This window comes from Nitrospira sp. CMX1 (genome assembly GCF_054902215.1).
The window spans coordinates 113,385-130,795 of the sequence record NZ_JBUBKD010000011.1; the positions used below are offsets into that span (position 1 = coordinate 113,385).

The window sequence follows — 17,411 nt, forward strand, 5'->3', positions numbered from 1 at the left end:
AGCGGCGGCGGTACCGTGCGTCGCTCGATCATGAGTTTCAGGTTTCATATTTAACGTTTCATGGACAGGTTTAGGTTGAAGCCGCAGGACGAGACGCTTCACGAGATAATGCCCAACACATTCCCGGTACCGTCAGGCCACGTAACCCCTCCTCAGAGGAATGGTCCCTGGTTCTCCGCCTGACTATGCTGCATCACGACCAATGACAGACCAGGAGGACCGACCAATGGCTGACCCAATTGTGAACTGGCGAATCCATCGTCGGCTTTCCGTCGCCTATCCTGTCATCTTTGGAGGAGCACCGTTTGTTGGAGAAGGAACGGTCTCAGATCTTTCCCTGACAGGTTGTTCCGTGAACTGCGACCGGGCAGTCTTGAGGGGCAGCTATATAAAACTAAGCGTCCTGTTACCGGATCCCACCTCTTCCCTGTTCATCGAACTCGGGAAGGTCCGCTGGGTCAAGGAACATGGCTTTGGTGTCGAATTTATCCGCATCCCGACACTGACGCGTCATCGATTGGATCGAGTCATGGCACAAGAGTCGGCCCTAAACGTAGAGCTTCCTGCAGTACCCGCCTAAGCCCGCTCTAGCCCATCTCTGTTCACACCAACCCGATGAGTTGGGAGGGAACAGAATCTCACCCTAACTGTGAATTCTGATGGCGGATAGGAATTTCGGAGAGGAAGGGGGAAAAACCAAATCCCTCCTGGCAACTGCCCACCCCACCTTTGCGTAGTGGGGTGGGCAGGCGATACTCTCGGAGAGGTCTATGGCTTGATGTCAAAGTGAATCGACACGCCTGCATGCGCCAGGATCGTATCCATCGTGGATTCATAGCGATTCATAACAAGGTCCCCTTGCACCGCTCCTAGAAAGGCCGGGCCTGACTGCCCGAATCGATCCGATGTCAGCCCGTCATGATGGGCACGGATATACTTCGCCTCCGCAAACACAGCCACATACTTGAAGAGATGCGCCTTGATACCTCCTACCCCCATAAACCCGACCGTTGTATCCCGCTCCTCGGTAATGGCGCGGAAAAAACCTGTCCCCGCTTGTCCGCCTGGCTTCGTCGCGATCTGATGCGCGCCCACGCCGATCCCAACGTACGGAAACCACCGCCCATTGGGATAGGCCTCGGAAATCGCCATCGGGTAGCGAACCAAGAAATTTGAGCCGACGTAGATACCATTGATTTCCGTCGTGGTACCGGCCCCTGTTGCGGGATCACGATTATAATTGTCCTTACAGCAGGCCACATCCGCATACCACAGCATGCCGGTGATTTCCACGCCGAGATCAAATCCCCACAACTTGTTTCTGGTGGGAAACCAGATCCCCGCGTTCCCCCCGAATGAGTGTTTCGTCTGATAGTCGACATTTTGGACTATCGTCGGCGTGGTTCCATCCGTAAATGTGGCGTCCGCACTCCGCGGAACTGCAATACCCGCCATAAAGGACAGATAGGGCTCGATCGTCCCGGATGACATGGTGGGGAGCGCAGCCGAGACCGCATAGGGATCGGCGACCCGTTGGCTGTCCGGACCTTCCGCTCGAGTGAGATCCGCAGAGCCGAGGACACAGAGGAGACACATCACCGCCGAAATTCTCGCGTTCATTCAGCGTCCTCCCAAGAAGGTAAAGCACCCATGTTCTGCGACGACTGTGGGTTGCGCAATCTGAGAGCCATCAGTCGATCGTCGAAGGTCAGTGAAGCAAGACGAGGACGTCTTCTCATGACTCAACTCGACCCACAACCCTACGGCTTCCAATCAAAGTGAATCGCCAAGCCCGCATGCACAAAGACCGTATTGATCGTAGATGAATAGGGATTCACAAAAGGACCTGGTGTACCAATCAGTAGACCGCCATCGGGGGACTGGGCGAACCGATCCGACGACAGCCCATTGTGATGGGCATGGAGGTACTTCGCCTCCACAAACGCCGCTACGTACTTGAAGAGATGCGCCTTGATGCCGCCCACGCCCTGAAACCCGATCGTCGTATCCCGTTGGGTGGTATCGGCATTCATAAGGGTCCCTCCTCGAAATCCACCAGGCTTCATCCCCAACTGATGCGCGCCCACGCCGACCCCGACGTACGGATGCCACCGGCCGTTGGGATAGGCCTCGGAAATCGCCATCGGGTAGCGAATCAGAAAATTGGGGCCAATATAGACGCCTGATATTTCCGTCGTGGTGCCGCGATTGGGGAATCCCCCATTATTGGCCCCTGTGGGGTCATTATTAAAAAAGTCTCGACAGCAGGCGACGTCCGGATACCACACATAGCCGGTGAGCTCCACGCCGAGATCGAATCCCGCCAACTTGCTTCTGGTAGGAAACCAAATTCCCGCGCTGGCCCCCCATGAGTGTTTCATCTGATAGTCGACCTTCGGAACCACGGTCGGCAAGGTCCCATCCTGAAACGTGGCGTCCTGACTGAACGGAATCGCCACACCTGCCATCACGGAAAAATAGGGTTCGAGCGTCCCGGAAGACATGCCCGGGAGACCAGGCGAGAGAGCATAGGGATCGGCGACCCGTTGGCTGTACGGATCTTCCGCCCTGGTGAGATCCGAAAAGCCGAGGACACAGAGGAGACACATCATCGCCGAAATTCTCGCGTTCATTCAGCGTCCTCCCACGGTAAAGCACCCATGTTCTGTAACGAATTGGGGTTGCGCAATCTGAAACCCGTCAGTCGATGTCGATGGTCAGTAGGGTGAAGTGAGACCAGCGTGTCTTCGTACCACTCAACTTGACGCCCAGTTAGGGCTGTTACAGCTCTTGGCATAAGCCTCCACGGATCCGCCTCTCCGAGCGATCAGAAGGGGATACTCTTCTCGCATCGTCGGGGCGAACGGCGCCCACAGTAGCAACCCCGCGTTCAGTTTTGAAAATAGATAAAACGGATTGAAGCTATCGGTTAATCCAATACTGCATCTGACGTGCAGACAGGGCGGTGGCACTCGATGAGTTGACTCTCTCCAACACACCTCGTGAAGGGGCGTGCATGAAGTGTCTCGGCTAACAGTTTCGAGTGTTATGTTTCAGGCTTTCCAAAAGCCAGGAGTCTACAGCCTTGAATATGAAACCTTGAACTCAGGATCAGGCAACGTGCTGGCCGCAATTGCGTCTTGGCAGTTGCAGCAGAAACCCTCATGAATCATGTGGCTAGAGAAAATTCTCCTTCCAACCCCATCAGCCCTCCCTTTCCCATTTCTGGTCACACTAATTCAATGAGCTCAGGATGGAACATTGGCTCACCAAAGTTTTGCATTCGGATATTGGAAGGAGACTTAGAAAAAAGGTGGAACGTTCACACGTGGCCGGCAACCGCCCACCCCATTTTCATTTAGTGGGATGGGCGGTCACTATTCTCGTACTCGCCTACGGCTTCCAATCAAAGTGCAGTGACAGGCCCCCATGTACCAAGATCGTGTCGATCGTGGATGAATAGGGATTATAAACTGGAGGGTTCAGTCCCCCTGGACCCGAGACACAGCAGACGATGGGCGCGGACTGCCCAAACCGATCCGTCAACAGCCCGTCGTGGTGGGCATGGAGATACTTCGCCTCCACAAAAAAAGCCAGGTACTTGAAGAGATGTGCCTTGATGCCGCCCACGCCCATAAACCCGACCGTCGTATCCCGTTGGTCGGGAATGGGATTTGTATCGAGATTACCTCCCGGCACACAACAGGCACTCAGTCCCCTAGCCCCACCTGGCCTCATCGCCATCTGATGCATGCCGACGCCGATCCCGACGTACGGATGCCACCGCCCGTTGGGATAGGCCTCGGAAATACCCATGGGGTAACGAATTAGGAAATTGGGGCCGATATAGAGGCCTTGGATCTCCGTCGCGGTGCCATTACCCGTTGCGGGATCACGATTATAATTGTCCCGACAGCAATGCACATCCGGATACCAAAGAAAGCCGGTAAGCTCAACGCCAAGATCGAACCCCCACAACTTGTTTCTGGTGGGAAACCAGACCCCCAGATTGCCACCGAGTGAAAATTTCGTCTTATAGTCGATATTCTCGACCACCGACGGCGTAGTCCCGTCCAAAAACGTGGCATCCGTACTGCGAGGAATTCCTATACCCGCCATAAAGGAAAGATAGGGTTCGACCGTCCCGGAGGACATAGTTGGAGGATCAGGGGATATCGCATAGGGATCGGCGACCCGTTGGCTGTACGGATCTTCCGCCCTGGTGAGATCCGCATAGCCGAAGGCACAGAGGAGACACATCACCGCCGAAATTCTCGCGTTCATTCAGCGTCCTCCCACAGTAAAGCAGCTATGTTCTGCGACGAATTTAGATTGCGCAATCAGAAATCCGTTGGTCGATCGTCGATAGTCAGTGCAGTGAAACGAGAAGAGCCGGTCTTCGTGCAACCCAGCTCAACCCTCTGTTCGGCGGTTGCAGTTCTTGACATAAGCCTCCACCGATCCGCCTCTTCCGAGCGATCAGAAGGGGATACTCTTCTCGCATCGTCGGGGCGAACGGCGCCCACAGTAGCAACCCCACATTCAGTTTTGAAAATAGATAAAACGGATTGGAGCTATCGGTAAATCCAATACCGGATCGGACAGGGCCGTAGTGATGGAATACTTGGCTATGGCTGGAACCTTCGGCAATCTCTCTCACGAACCGCTCTTACTATGACTCCGGAACATCATCGAATAACTCAGTGAAAAATATGACCATCGTGACACCCTCGTCACGGAGCAGCGACGAGGGACATCCCATCGAGATGACATCGATGAAGGTGTGACAGAGGAGGATGCCAACCGGAAGAGCAGCCTAGGAGTACTACCGTCCCAACGCTTGTTTGACCGCCGCACCGATCTCAGCCGGATTCTTGACGACTTTGACCCCAGCCGCTTCCAGGGTTTTCATCTTTTCAGCTGCGGTCCCCTTGCCGCCGGAGATAATGGCGCCGGCATGGCCCATGCGACGACCAGGAGGTGCTGTAATGCCGGCAATGAAGCTGACCACCGGTTTCTTCACGTTCTTCTTGATGAACTCAGCCGCTTTTTCCTCTGCATCGCCGCCGATCTCGCCGATCATGACGATGGCCTGAGTCTCCGGGTCTTTTTCGAACAACGGCAGGACATCCACGAACCCGGTTCCGTTCACCGGATCCCCGCCGATACCGACACAGGTCGTCTCGCCTAATCCCAATGTCGACAGCTGATGAACGGCTTCATATGTGAGGGTTCCGCTGCGAGAGACGACACCGACGACACCTTTTTTATGGATGAAACCCGGCATAATGCCGATCTTGGCCTCATCCACCGTAATCACCCCCGGGCAATTCGGACCGATCAGCCTCACATCCCGGCCACAAAGGGCCCGTTTCACTTTCACCATATCATTCACCGGAATCCCCTCGGTAATGCAGATCACGAGCTTGATTCCGGCATCGGCCGCTTCCAAAATTGCATCGGCACAGAAAGGCGGCGGCACGAAGATCAGCGACGTATCGACCTCTGTTTTTTTCACCGCATCGGCCACCGTATTAAACACCGGAATGCCTTCGACCTCCTGACCGGCCTTCCCCGGTGTCACCCCAGCAACCACCTTCGTCCCGTACGCTTTGCACTGCGTCGCGTGGAATGAACCTTCTTTCCCCGTAATCCCCTGCACCACGACTCGCGTATTTTTATTGACGAGAATACTCACGATACGACTCCTTTTCCCTATTCCCTCACACAAGCGAGGTGGTCGAGCACGTCCGTAACTGCGCGCATGCAACGAGCACCGTCCATTGCAAGGATACTGAGAACCATCCCGGTGCGCGTTGCGCGAGCACAAGGGCGTCTCGGCTGCCTCGCAATTCTCACGCTGCTTTTCCTGTCAGTTTCACTATTTTTTGGGCGGCTTCCCACAAGTCGTTCGCCACATCGAGCTTCAATCCGGACTCTGCCAACAGCTTGCGCCCCTCTTCGGCATTCGTCCCCTGCAACCGAACGACCAGCGGTACATTAATCTTCACTTCCTTTGCTGCTTCAATCACCCCATGGGCGATGCGTTCACAGCGCACGATGCCGCCGAAGATGTTGATGAAAATGCCTTTCACGTTCGGATCTTTCAGCAGAATTCGGAACCCGGCTGCGACCGTCTCCTTCGTCGCGCCACCACCGACATCCAAGAAGTTCGCCGGTTCGCTGCCGGCCAATTTGATGACGTCCATGGTGGCCATGGCCAGGCCCGCACCGTTCACCATGCAGCCGATATTGCCGTCCAGCTTCACATAGTTCAGATTATTCGCCGTCGCTTCAATTTCCAACGGCTCTTCCTCATTCAGGTCACGCATCTTTTGTACATCTTCATGCTTGAAGAGGCCGTTATCATCGAACGAGACTTTACCGTCCAACGCCACGACGGTCTTTTCTTTCGTGATGATGAGCGGATTGATTTCGACCAGGGCGCAGTTCTTCTCCATGAACAGGCGGTACAGATTTCCCAGCATTTTAATGAATGGATTCATGGCCGTCGGCTCGATGTTCTGGAGCCCGAGCGCAAAGGCGATGTTCCGCCCGTTGTATCCTTGAAATCCCACGGCCGGATCAATCGATTCCTTGATGATCTTTTCAGGGGTCTTGGCGGCCACTTCTTCGATCTCCATCCCGCCTTCGGTGCTGGCAATGAACGTGGGCCAACCGGTATCCCGATCGACAAGGATCGAAAGATACAGTTCCTTAGCGATGTTCGCCCCTTCTTCCATCAACAGACGGTGAACCTGCCGCCCCTTCGGTCCTGTTTGATGGGTCACTAAGGTTTTTCCGATTAACTCTTTAGCAAAACCAGCCACGGCGCCTTTGTCTTTCGTGATCTTGACGCCACCGGCTTTTCCTCGCCCACCGGCATGGATCTGCGCCTTCACGACAAAGACGGGAGTATTCAGCTCGTTGGCCCAGGTGGTCGCCGCTTCAGGAGACGTAATTTCCTTTCCTCGCGGCACGGGCACACCAAACTGGGCAAAGAGTTGCTTGGCTTGAAACTCATGAACGTTCATTCTTTACCTCTTCATTCCTGAGGACGGTGGCGGGGCGTTTCTCACTACGCGCATTCACCGAACACCGACCAATGTCCAAACAATCTGATTTGATTCTGGGTGTGCGGTGAGTGAGCACGAGAAATGCTCCGTCGCCGTCCTCACCCCACTTTCCTTGTATACGCCGGCAGGATCATCGGCGAAATAACGCCACTGGCATTGCCGTGCCTCTTCGCTTCAGCCCGAAACCGCTGGAGATGGTTCACGGTGAGCTTGCCCTGCTTCATCGACCCGATTCGACTTGCTGCCGTTAAACCAGAGCGTTTCCCATAGACCATCAGGTCCAACAGGGAATTGCCCATCAACCGATTCCGGCCGTGGAGACCACCAGATGCTTCGCCTGCCACGAAGAGATTCTTCACGTTGGTTTCGGAATTTGTATCGATCTTCACACCACCGTTCTGATAGTGCAGCGTCGGATAAATCAAGACCGGATCCTTGCTGATATCGATACCAAACCGCTCAAACTGCATCATCATAGCCGGGAAATGCTTTTCGACCGTACCCGGCCCATGTTCGGCATCGAGGAGTGGGGTATCCAACCAGACTCCAACGCGGCCCGACATCGTTCTGATCCCACGGCCTTCCTCGCATTCACGAATAATCGATGAGGACACCACATCTCGCGTATCCAGCTCGTTGACAAACCGTTCGCCCTTGGCATTGACGAGGTGCCCGCCCTCGGAACGAATGCCTTCGGTGACTAATGCGCCGATCAGCTGTTCGGGGTACACCGCGCCTGACGGATGGTACTGGAACGTGTCGACATGCGCCAGCTTGGCACCCATCCGATAGGCCAAACACAGTCCGTCACCCGTGGCCCCATAATGGTTGCTCGTTGGAAACCCCTGAATGTGGAGCCGCCCAATCCCACCCGTTGCAAGAATAACCGACTTGGCTGCCACGACGATATGCCGCTGATTGTCGAGATCTTTAAAGATGGCGCCGGTACAATTTCCGTCATTGTCACTGAGCAGTTCGATCGCCGCCGCGAATTCCAGCAGTTGAATCTTTTGATTGATCACCTCGTCCTTAAGCACTCGCATGATCTCAAGGCCGGTATAGTCGGAGCAGGTGACTAGGCGGGGCTTTGAACTTCCGCCACCTTTCTTGACGTGCAGGTTACCATCTGCCTGTCGATCGAAGAGCACACCAAGCTGGATCAACCACTTCGCAATCGCCGGCCCCTCCTCAACCATCACCTTGAGCAGGGCATGGTCGTTCTCCATGTGCCCACCCTTAAGGGTATCGAGAAAGTGCGTCACGGGTGAATCTTCCGGTGCGACCGAAATCTGCATCCCCCCCTGCGCCATCACACTATTGGAATCGCCTAAACGAAGCTTCGTCGCCAGAATGGTCTTCGCACCGGCCCCATGTGCATGCAGGGCGGCTGCGCAACCAGCTCCACCACCGCCGATGACTAAGACATCGGTCGTGTACTGGGGAGCCAGATCCAGATCGGCTTGAATCGAGCTGTCGCCTTCCAGCAACGTGGCCAACTCGACGACCGTTTTCTCACCTTCATTGGGACCGAACCGGATCGGTCGGTACGCGCTGGCACGAAAGTCAGGATGATACTTGTGAATCAACTGATCCCGGTCGGCAGGAGAAAACTTTGGGATAGTCTGCTTACGACGGACATCCCGAGTTTTGTGTACGATCTGTTGGAGCGCGTGAATGTCCATGTGTCGCTTTCAGCCGCGAGCATCCAGCAACCGCCTCTCAGAAGCTGAGAGCTGACGGCTGATTGCTTCGCGGCTATTTCACCGTCGCACAGTGTTCGGCCAGTTCCTTCTCATTCATCTTCAGAATCCTGGCCCATTCGCCGTTATAGGTACCGTCTTGAATCTCTTTGATCCGGGTATCAAGCCCCACCGGTTTGTCGGTGAAATGCGCGCCCTGCGCACGACTGACATACAGTGCCACGAGATTCGGGGCAATGTCGGCAATGCAAACCGGCGTACACATCCCGCACATGACGCAATCCATAAACATCTCGGAGACGCTCTTGAAGTCTCCGAAGACGGCCTTCCACACGCCCTCGCGGACATCGATCTTCTGTGGGCAGGCCTCGGTGCACGCGTTGCAATTCCTGCACAGCGGGGCTTCAGGATAGAGATTGAAGAGGTCTTGCTTCGGATCTTGGAGCGTTTGAATCTCGTAGGTCGCCTTGCGAGCTGGGAAAGGGGGCATCATCGTAAAGGACATGCCGTCCTGCACTGCCATTTGGCACGCGAGGCAGGTCCGGACTTTGGGATCATCCTTGGTCCGATAGTACGTCGCACAGGCCCCACAGAACCCGCCCAGACAGCCCACGCCCCGCACGACATCGATACCCGCGTACCACATGGCACGAACAACCGTGATCCCTTCCGGAACCTCAACCTTCTTGCCGGCGATCTCAATCGTGACCATCCGAGGCTTCATGACCTCGGGTTGATCGATCACATTCTGAGTGTCTGTGGTTTCTGTAGCCATGACCAAAATCCCCTGACAGCTCTCAGCTTTCAGCCGCAGAATCTTTCTGATCTGATTGCTGACAACTACGCACTGTCCTCTCTATCTTATGCGAACGAATCGATGATCTTGTTCAACGTCGCACTCGGTCGCATCGCCTTGTACGCCTTGGCATCGTCCGGGTGATAGTACCCGCCGACATCCTGCGGCTTGCCCTGCGCGGACAACAACTCGCCGTCGATCGTCTTCTCGTTGTCGCTCAAATCCTTGGCGATCTTCGCGAACTTCTCCGCAATCCTCTTGTCCGCGGTCTGTGCGGCCAAGGCCTGCGCCCAGTAGAGAGCCAGGTAGAAATGGCTGCCGCGGTTGTCGATCTCGCCGACTTTACGGGCAGGTGACTTGTTGCTCTCGAGAAACTTTGCGTTGGCCTGATCCAGCGTATCCGCCAGGATCTTCGCCACCGGATTGTTCCCCGCTTTCGCCAAATGCTCCAACGAAGCAGCCAGCGCCAAGAACTCGCCGAGCGAATCCCAACGCAGGTAGCCCTCTTGCTCAAACTGCTGCACATGCTTCGGCGCCGATCCTCCCGCACCGGTCTCGAACAACCCACCGCCGTTCAGCAAGGGGACGATCGAGAGCATCTTGGCGCTGGTTCCAATTTCGAGAATTGGGAACAGGTCGGTGAGATAGTCACGAAGCACGTTGCCGGTACAGGAGATCGTATCCTTGCCTTCCTTCATCCGCTCGATTGAAAAACGGCAGGCATCGGCCGGAGCCATGACCTTGATCTCAAGACCAGTTGTATCGTGCTTCGACAAATAGGCGTTCACTTTCTTGATCAATTCGGCATCATGCGCACGGTCCTTGTTCAACCAAAACACCGCCGGCGCACCGGTCGCACGCGCACGCGTGACAGCCAGCTTGACCCAATCCTGAATCGGCGCATCCTTGACCTGGCAGGCACGCCAGATATCGCCCTCTTCCACCTGATGCTGGTGCAAGACCGTGCCGTTGACATCGACGATGCGGATCGTGCCGTTGGCCGGTGCCTTGAAGGTCTTGTCATGGGAGCCGTACTCTTCCGCCGCCTGAGCCATCAGCCCAACGTTCGGAATCGTCCCCATCGTGCGGGGGTCGAACTGGCCCTTTTGCTTACAGAACTCGACGACCTCGTGATACACCGGCGCATAGCTGGCGTCGGGGATCACGCACTTCACGTCCTGCAACTGGCCTTGTGGATTCCACATCTTACCGGAATCGCGGATCACCGGAGGCATCGAGGCATCGATAATGATATCGCTCGGCACATGGAGATTGGTAATACCCTTATCGCTGTTCACCATCGCCATCGGCGGACGCCTCTGGTAGACGGCTTGAATGTCCGCTTCGATCGCCTTCCGTTGCTCATCCGGCAGTGACTTAATCTTGGCGTACACGTCGCCAAGGCCGTTGTCTGGATCGATTCCGAGCTTCTTAAACGTTTCGCCGTGCTTCTCAAACACGTCTTTGTAATAGACGGTCACGCCATGGCCGAAGATCTTTGGGTCTGAGACCTTCATCATGGTAGCCTTCATATGGAGCGACCACAAGACGCCTTTGGTTTTGGCATCCTCGATCTGCTCTTCCAAGAACTTCCGCAGAGCTTTCACGCTCATGAAGGTGGCATCCAACACTTCCCCGGCCTGCAATGCGACTTTCTCCTTCAGAACCGTGGTTTTCCCATCGGCTCCCACGAATTCAATCTTCGCAGTCGTTGCAGCCGGAATCGTACATGACTTTTCATTTGAGAAGAAGTCGCCGCCCTTCATATGAACCACGTGAGTCTTGGAATCAGACGGCCAGGCTCCCATCTTATGCGGATGCTTCCGCGCATAGGCTTTCACGGACAAGGGGGCACGCCGATCTGAGTTGCCTTCGCGTAACACTGGATTGACGGCACTGCCCTTCACCTTGTCGTAGCGAGTCTTGATATCCTTTTCTTTATCGTCTTTCGGATTCTCGGGATAGTCGGGTAACTTATAGCCCTGCTTCTGCAATTCCTTGATGGTCGCAACCAGCTGAGGAATCGACGCGCTGATGTTGGGTAATTTGATGATGTTGGCTTCCGGCGTCTTCGCCAACTCGCCCAGCTCGGCCAAGGCGTCATGCTGCTTCTGCGCCGGGGTCAGATATTCCGGAAACACCGCGATCACACGGCCCGCGAGCGAAATGTCCCGTAGTTCAACCGTGACACCAGCCGCTTTTGAAAAGGCGTTGATGATCGGCAGAAACGAATAGGTCGCCAGCATCGGCGCCTCATCGGTCTTTGTATAGATGATTTTATCTGCTTTCGCCACGTTTCCCCTCCTCGATATATTTGGTTAGTTCAGCGCATTCAACGCAGAACCGGCCTTAAACCATGTGATTTGTTGTGCCGTCATACTGTGGTTTGCTTGGATCTTCACATCGCCGCTCGTCTTGTGAATAATGACCGTCACCGGCTTACCCGGCGCCAGATTCGGCAAGTCCACGACGCTCAATCGATCGTTCATGTCAATCTTGTCGTAATCCTTCGGATCAGCAAAGGTCAACGGCAAAATTCCCTGCTTCTTGAGATTGGTCTCATGGATGCGCGCGAAGCTCTTGGTGATGACTGCGCGCACGTTCAAGAACCGTGGGGACATCGCCGCATGCTCTCGGCTGCTGCCCTCACCATAGTTCTCATCGCCGACTACAATTGATCCAATGCCCTTCGACTTGTAGGCCCGAGCGATCTGCGCGATCGTAAGGTTCGATTCTCCGGTGAGGACATTCGTACCCTTCCCCGGCTCTGCCGCATAGGCGCTGTTGGCGCCAAGGAACATGTTGTCACTGATCTTATCTAAATGACCACGGAACTTGAGCCAAGGACCGGCAGGCGAAATATGGTCGGTCGTGGTCTTACCCTTGGTCTTGATCAAGAGCGGGAGCTTGTCGAAATCTTTGCCGTCCCACTTCGGGAACGGCTGCAACACTTGTAACCGTTCGCTGGTCGGCGGAATGTCGACCCTCAAGCCTGAGCCGTCTTCCGCTGGGGCCACGTAGCCTTCCTCGCCCTTCGCAAATCCCTTAGCCGGCAACTCTTCACCGACCGGGGCTTGGAGTTTGAATTCCTTGCCGTCGGCGCCCTTCACCGCCTGATTGACTGGATCGAATCCAAGATCGCCGGTGATTGCATAAGCCGTCACGACTTCCGGGCTTGCGAGGAACGAAAGTGTTTCGCTGATACCATCGTTCCTGCCGGGAAAGTTCCGGTTGAAAGAACTGACGATCGAATCCGCCTTGCCCTTCACTCCATCCGCACGCTTCCACTGACCGATGCAGGGGCCGCAGGAATTTGACAGCACGGTGCCGCCGAGCTTCTCGAACGTCTCAAGAAATCCGTCACGTTTCATCGTGTGGTAGATGCGCTCTGACCCGGGAGAAATCAGAAACGAAGCCTTCGCCTTCAAACCTGCCTTCAACGCCTGCTGTGCCACATGTGCCGAGCGGCTGATGTCTTCGTAGGATGAATTGGTACAGCTCCCGATCAAGGCCGCTTTCAATTCGACCGGATACCCCTTCTCCTGCGCCTCCGCTTTCAGCTTCGAAATCGGCCTTGCAAGATCCGGCGTATGAGGTCCGACCACATGCGGCTCCAGTTTCGAGAGATCGATTTCAACGATCTGATCGTAATACTTCTCCGGAGCCTGCATCACTTCAGGATCCGCGACAAGCAAGGCCTTATTCGCCTGGGCCAATTTCGCCAAATCCGCCCGATCTGTAATGGTCATATAGTCGACCATCTTTTGATCGAAGGGGAAGACCGATGTGGTAGCACCAAGCTCAGCACCCATGTTGCAAATTGTGCCCTTCCCAGTCGCACTGATCGTTTCGGCACCAGGACCAAAGTATTCGACAATCTTATTCGTCCCCCCTTTCACCGTGAGCAGGCCACAGAGATAGAGGATCACATCTTTTGCAGACGCCCACCCACTTAACTTACCGGTGAGCTTCACCCCGATCAATTTCGGATGGAGCACTTCCCAAGGCAAACCGGCCATCACTTCGCCGGCATCCGCTCCACCGACACCGATCGCCAAGCCTCCCAACCCCCCGCCGTTCGGTGTATGCGAATCGGTCCCGATGATCAAGCAGCCGGGGAACGCATAGTTTTCTAAGACCACCTGGTGGATGATCCCTGCACCTGGTTTCCAAAAACCGATACCATATTTCTTGGCCGCTGAAGCCAGAAAGTTATAAACCTCCCTGTTCTCATCCAAGGCACGCATCAAGTCCTTCTCCGACCCCATTTCAGCACGGATCAAGTGGTCGCAGTGGATGGTGCTCGGCACCGCAGCCTTCTTCTTGTTCGCCTGCATGAACTGCAGCACGGCCATCTGGGCCGTAGCATCCTGCATCGCCACACGATCAGGACGCAGCGCCAACATGGCCTTGCCACGCTCCCAATTCTGGGTATCGAAGTTGTCGGCGTGTGAAACAAGAATCTTATCTGCCAGCGTCAACGGTCGGCCGAACTTCTTTCGAGCCTTTTCGAAGACCTCCGGCATCTTGGCATAGAGATTTTTGGCGAGATCCATGGACATGACTTATCTCCTTACAGGGGTATCAGCAATCAGTTTCAACGCTCAGCTACTGAAGCCTGACGGCCATAGTCTAATCGCTTCTACTTGAGCGGAGGCACTTCTCTCCGTTTGGGTGCCGCGTAATTCACCAGGTAATCGAACAACCGGATCAAGCGGCTGTCCTGGCGCTTCTGATCGACCCAGTGGCCGATCAATCCGATCGTGCGCGACAAGATGAAGAATCCGTTCAAACTATCGACCGGGAATCCCAAGTCGACCAACACGGCCGCCATCGTGCCGTCCACATTCAGAATCAAGTTATCCTTCTTCACTGCCGTGACCTGCTCCACCGCCAAGGCAAAATCGAGGCATGGCGTTTTGATGTGTAAGCTCTTCACGTAGCCCACAAGCTCCTTCACCCGCTTGTCCGGATTGCGCAAGCTCTTCACTCGATGACCGATGCCCGGCACCGGACCGACATTCTTCTTCATGTAGGCCAAGAAGTCCTCGACCGTCATCTTGTTATCAACGGCATACTTAAACCAGCGACCAGCGTCCGTCACGGCACCGCCGAAACGCGGACCAATCATGATGAGACCTGCCGCAACTGCTTGAGACAGACCGATTCCAGCGCAGGCCGCAAGGATCGTCGCGTAGGCACCACTGACGCAAGGCCCGTGATCCGCCGACAGCATCATGATGCGCTTGATGATTTCCGCTTCCTGCTTCGAGATGAGGCGCTTGTCCCAAAGTAAGCCGATGACGTGGGGAATCTCGTAGCCCTTATTGATGAGCTCCGAGGCCGGATACCCGTCGTAGCAAGGCTCATCGCCACGGTCGTCGCTGATCGTGGTCCTGATCAACGGAGCCACCATCACTTCGTCTGCCTTCATCGCCTCTTCAATTGACTTTGGCAACTTAGGCAGGACAGCTGGCTCCACCGGCTCTTTCACCTGGCCAGATTTGAGCAGATCCTGATAGGTTTCCTTGATCACCGGACCAAGGGCACCAAACGTCGGTGGGACAACGGCGCCGGCTTTCTTGAGCGCATCGGACTTTGATCGAGCCGACCCCTCGCCCTTCATGCCTTCTTTGGCGCCGGCATGGCCGAACTTCATGCCCTTCGGCAAGCTCTCCTGGCAGAACCCGGAGACCACACCGATCAACTTCACACGACGCTTCTTAGCGCCATACCACTCCGCCGCTCGCTCCTCAAGATCGCCGCCCATTTCACCGACGATGACGACCGCCTTGGTTTGCGGATCGTTTTCGAACATTTCGAGATAGCTCACATAGTCGGTACCAGGATAGGCATCGCCACCGATACCGATAGCCGTCGTGATGCCATCGGCAAATTGCGAGCAAATCCAGATAATTTCATTCGAGAGACCACCTGACTTCGTAATGACACCGAAAGAACCTTCACGATATAACTTTGAGAGGACCAGATTGTCGAACGCACCACCGATGACACCCAACCGGCAAGCCCCGGCCGAGATGATACCGATTGAAGATGGGCCATTGAAGACCTTCCCCAGCTTTCTGGCATGGGCTCCAAGTAACTTGGCATCCTTCTCCGGAACACCCTCGGTGATCATGGAGACGACTTTAATATGTGGATCATCCAAGGCCTCCATGCCACCTTTCATGGCGCGGTCGGCACCGATGTAGACAAGGCTGGTGTTGATCGCTGGATGATGTTTCGTGGCTTCCTCGATTGTCTTGTAGATAGGGATCGCAATCAGCCCACTGCCATACGGCACTTCATTCGTCTTGCCGGCGTCGGGCGGATAGACAAACGCCTCGACCGTGAGGGGGCGCTTAATCAGGTAACAGAACTCCGCCATGCGGCGGGCTGCATTGACACCGGCGGCACCACCTTGAATCACCACGCGGGTGTCTTTATTGGCCAGAATACTCATCGAAAATCCTCCAACAGTGAAGCTGTCTGCAGTCAGACATTCAGCCGACAGCTCATGGCTAATAGCTCGTTACTTTTGTAACGCTTTGTCGACGATGTCCGTCAGTGGGGTATTGCGGTCGAAGACGTTGATGTCGAAGCCCTCGTCTTTCAGTGCGCGCATCGCATCGAGACCTTCCTTCTCACGAGGTCCGCCGCGACGCACCCAGATCTTCACGCCCTTCAACTTGCCGTCACCCTTCGCCTTGCGAAACCCATTAATGATGCCCCCGAAGGTCTTTTTCACATCGGTGAAATTCGCAATAGCGCCACCGACAATGATGTTCTTGATGCCAGGCAATGAACAGACCTTCTCCGTCAGCACTTCCACAGCCCAATCCGGCGGATCACCGGAATACTCAGCATAGTTCGCCAGCTTGCCGCCGCGCGCCACAACCGCATCAGAATAGTAGACACTGGCGCCACCACCGGCCGGCAGCATGGCCGTGTCACCGCCCGGAATCTCGATGAACTTCACTGAGCCCTTGATCTTGCTGTCGACCGCCATGACTTCCACTTCGTCCTTACTGTAGGACCGGCCGAATTCCGCGGCAAAGGTAAAGTTCCAGTCCGGGTGCCGGAATTTGGCATCGCCGTCCAGCAACGTCACCGCATCCAGCGCGACCAACTCCCCATCGCTCTCACGCGTGACGACGGGGTTCACTTCGAGATACTGGGCATCTTCACTGTCAAAGCAGGTGAACATCTTGCCGGCAAAGTCGGCTACCTTCTTCGCAAGTGAACCGGTAAATCCCGCATCTTTCGAGAGCTTTTCTAGTTGAGCAGCCGAAGGACTTTGCCCAACCTCCAGACACAGACGTTTCACACGGTCCCAATTCGACTCGACCTCGATCCCACCGCAATTGGCCACGAGAATCTCACTGCCTTCGCGAGTGGACTTCACCGCGCAATAGTATTCTTCCTTATGTGGGACCATCTCAGAAATAATGACCTGCGAGACGGTAATACTGCCGACCTGACGACCGATCATTTCCTTGGTCGCCGCCACTGCCGCATTGAGATCAAGGCCAACCTTAACCAGACCGAGCTTAAAGCGTGACCCGAGCGCCTCGTGCGCCTTCGCTACCAGCTTCGAGGTCTTCATCCAATCATTGGCTTGTCCGAGTTTGGTCAGTTCGTCGGCAGACGTGACGACGACATGGTTGGGGACGTGAATCCCCCACTTCTTCATCAGCCCCATACCAGGGCCTTCCAACACCTTAGCCATTGCGAATTCTCCTTCGTAGTAACTCAGGCAAATAGGGGATCCGGATTCTAACGGAACTCAGCAGGATGACTCAAGACACCAGAGGGACTAAATCAAGAGGGATCAAAAGG

General features: G+C 55.3%; 12 protein-coding genes. 1 reads left to right on the forward strand and 11 read right to left on the reverse strand.

The genetic code is table 11. From position 1 onward, the window contains the following. Window positions 1-226 precede the first annotated feature (226 nt). Entirely contained in the window at window positions 227-580 is a 354-nt protein-coding gene (locus ACYX34_RS02505) for a PilZ domain-containing protein (protein ID WP_462074979.1), read from the forward strand. 188 nt (window positions 581-768) lie between these two features. On the opposite strand, the gene ACYX34_RS02510 is transcribed toward ACYX34_RS02505, so the two are convergent. From ACYX34_RS02510 to ACYX34_RS02560, 11 genes are all read right to left on the reverse strand, one after another. Further along, window positions 769-1,620, reverse strand: a complete 852-nt coding sequence (locus ACYX34_RS02510) for a hypothetical protein (RefSeq protein WP_462074980.1) — start codon at window positions 1,618-1,620, stop codon at window positions 769-771. A 140-nt stretch (window positions 1,621-1,760) separates the two neighbouring features. Beyond that, window positions 1,761-2,633, reverse strand: a complete 873-nt coding sequence (locus ACYX34_RS02515; RefSeq protein ID WP_462074981.1) for a hypothetical protein — start codon at window positions 2,631-2,633, stop codon at window positions 1,761-1,763. Window positions 2,634-3,393: 760 nt separating this feature from the next. Further along, window positions 3,394-4,284 carry a hypothetical protein gene (locus ACYX34_RS02520; RefSeq protein WP_462074982.1) on the reverse strand — a complete coding sequence of 297 codons (891 nt, stop codon included), beginning with the start codon at window positions 4,282-4,284 and terminating at the stop codon, window positions 3,394-3,396. A 541-nt stretch (window positions 4,285-4,825) separates the two neighbouring features. Then, entirely contained in the window at window positions 4,826-5,698 is an 873-nt protein-coding gene (gene sucD / locus ACYX34_RS02525) for a succinate--CoA ligase subunit alpha (RefSeq protein WP_462074983.1), read from the reverse strand. 157 nt (window positions 5,699-5,855) lie between these two features. Beyond that, on the reverse strand, window positions 5,856-7,034 hold the full coding sequence (gene sucC / locus ACYX34_RS02530; RefSeq protein WP_462074984.1) for an ADP-forming succinate--CoA ligase subunit beta: 1,179 nt from the start codon (window positions 7,032-7,034) through the stop codon (window positions 5,856-5,858). Between the two features lie 140 nt (window positions 7,035-7,174). Next, complete coding sequence (locus ACYX34_RS02535) at window positions 7,175-8,758, reverse strand: FAD-binding protein (protein ID WP_462074985.1); 1,584 nt, start codon at window positions 8,756-8,758, stop codon at window positions 7,175-7,177. Between the two features lie 73 nt (window positions 8,759-8,831). Continuing rightward, the gene (locus ACYX34_RS02540) at window positions 8,832-9,551 is read right to left on the reverse strand and encodes a 2Fe-2S iron-sulfur cluster-binding protein (protein WP_462074986.1); all 720 of its coding nucleotides are present in this window, start codon (window positions 9,549-9,551) and stop codon (window positions 8,832-8,834) included. Between the two features lie 86 nt (window positions 9,552-9,637). Beyond that, a complete protein-coding gene (locus ACYX34_RS02545) occupies window positions 9,638-11,866 on the reverse strand; it encodes an NADP-dependent isocitrate dehydrogenase (protein WP_462074987.1) in 2,229 nt (742 codons plus the stop codon). A 24-nt stretch (window positions 11,867-11,890) separates the two neighbouring features. Continuing rightward, a complete protein-coding gene (locus ACYX34_RS02550; RefSeq protein ID WP_462074988.1) occupies window positions 11,891-14,134 on the reverse strand; it encodes an aconitate hydratase in 2,244 nt (747 codons plus the stop codon). Window positions 14,135-14,214: 80 nt separating this feature from the next. Beyond that, on the reverse strand, window positions 14,215-16,035 hold the full coding sequence (locus ACYX34_RS02555) for a citrate/2-methylcitrate synthase (protein WP_462074989.1): 1,821 nt from the start codon (window positions 16,033-16,035) through the stop codon (window positions 14,215-14,217). A gap of 69 nt (window positions 16,036-16,104) precedes the next feature. Then, a complete protein-coding gene (locus tag ACYX34_RS02560) occupies window positions 16,105-17,301 on the reverse strand; it encodes an ATP citrate lyase citrate-binding domain-containing protein (RefSeq protein ID WP_462074990.1) in 1,197 nt (398 codons plus the stop codon). Between the last annotated feature and the right edge of the window lie 110 nt (window positions 17,302-17,411).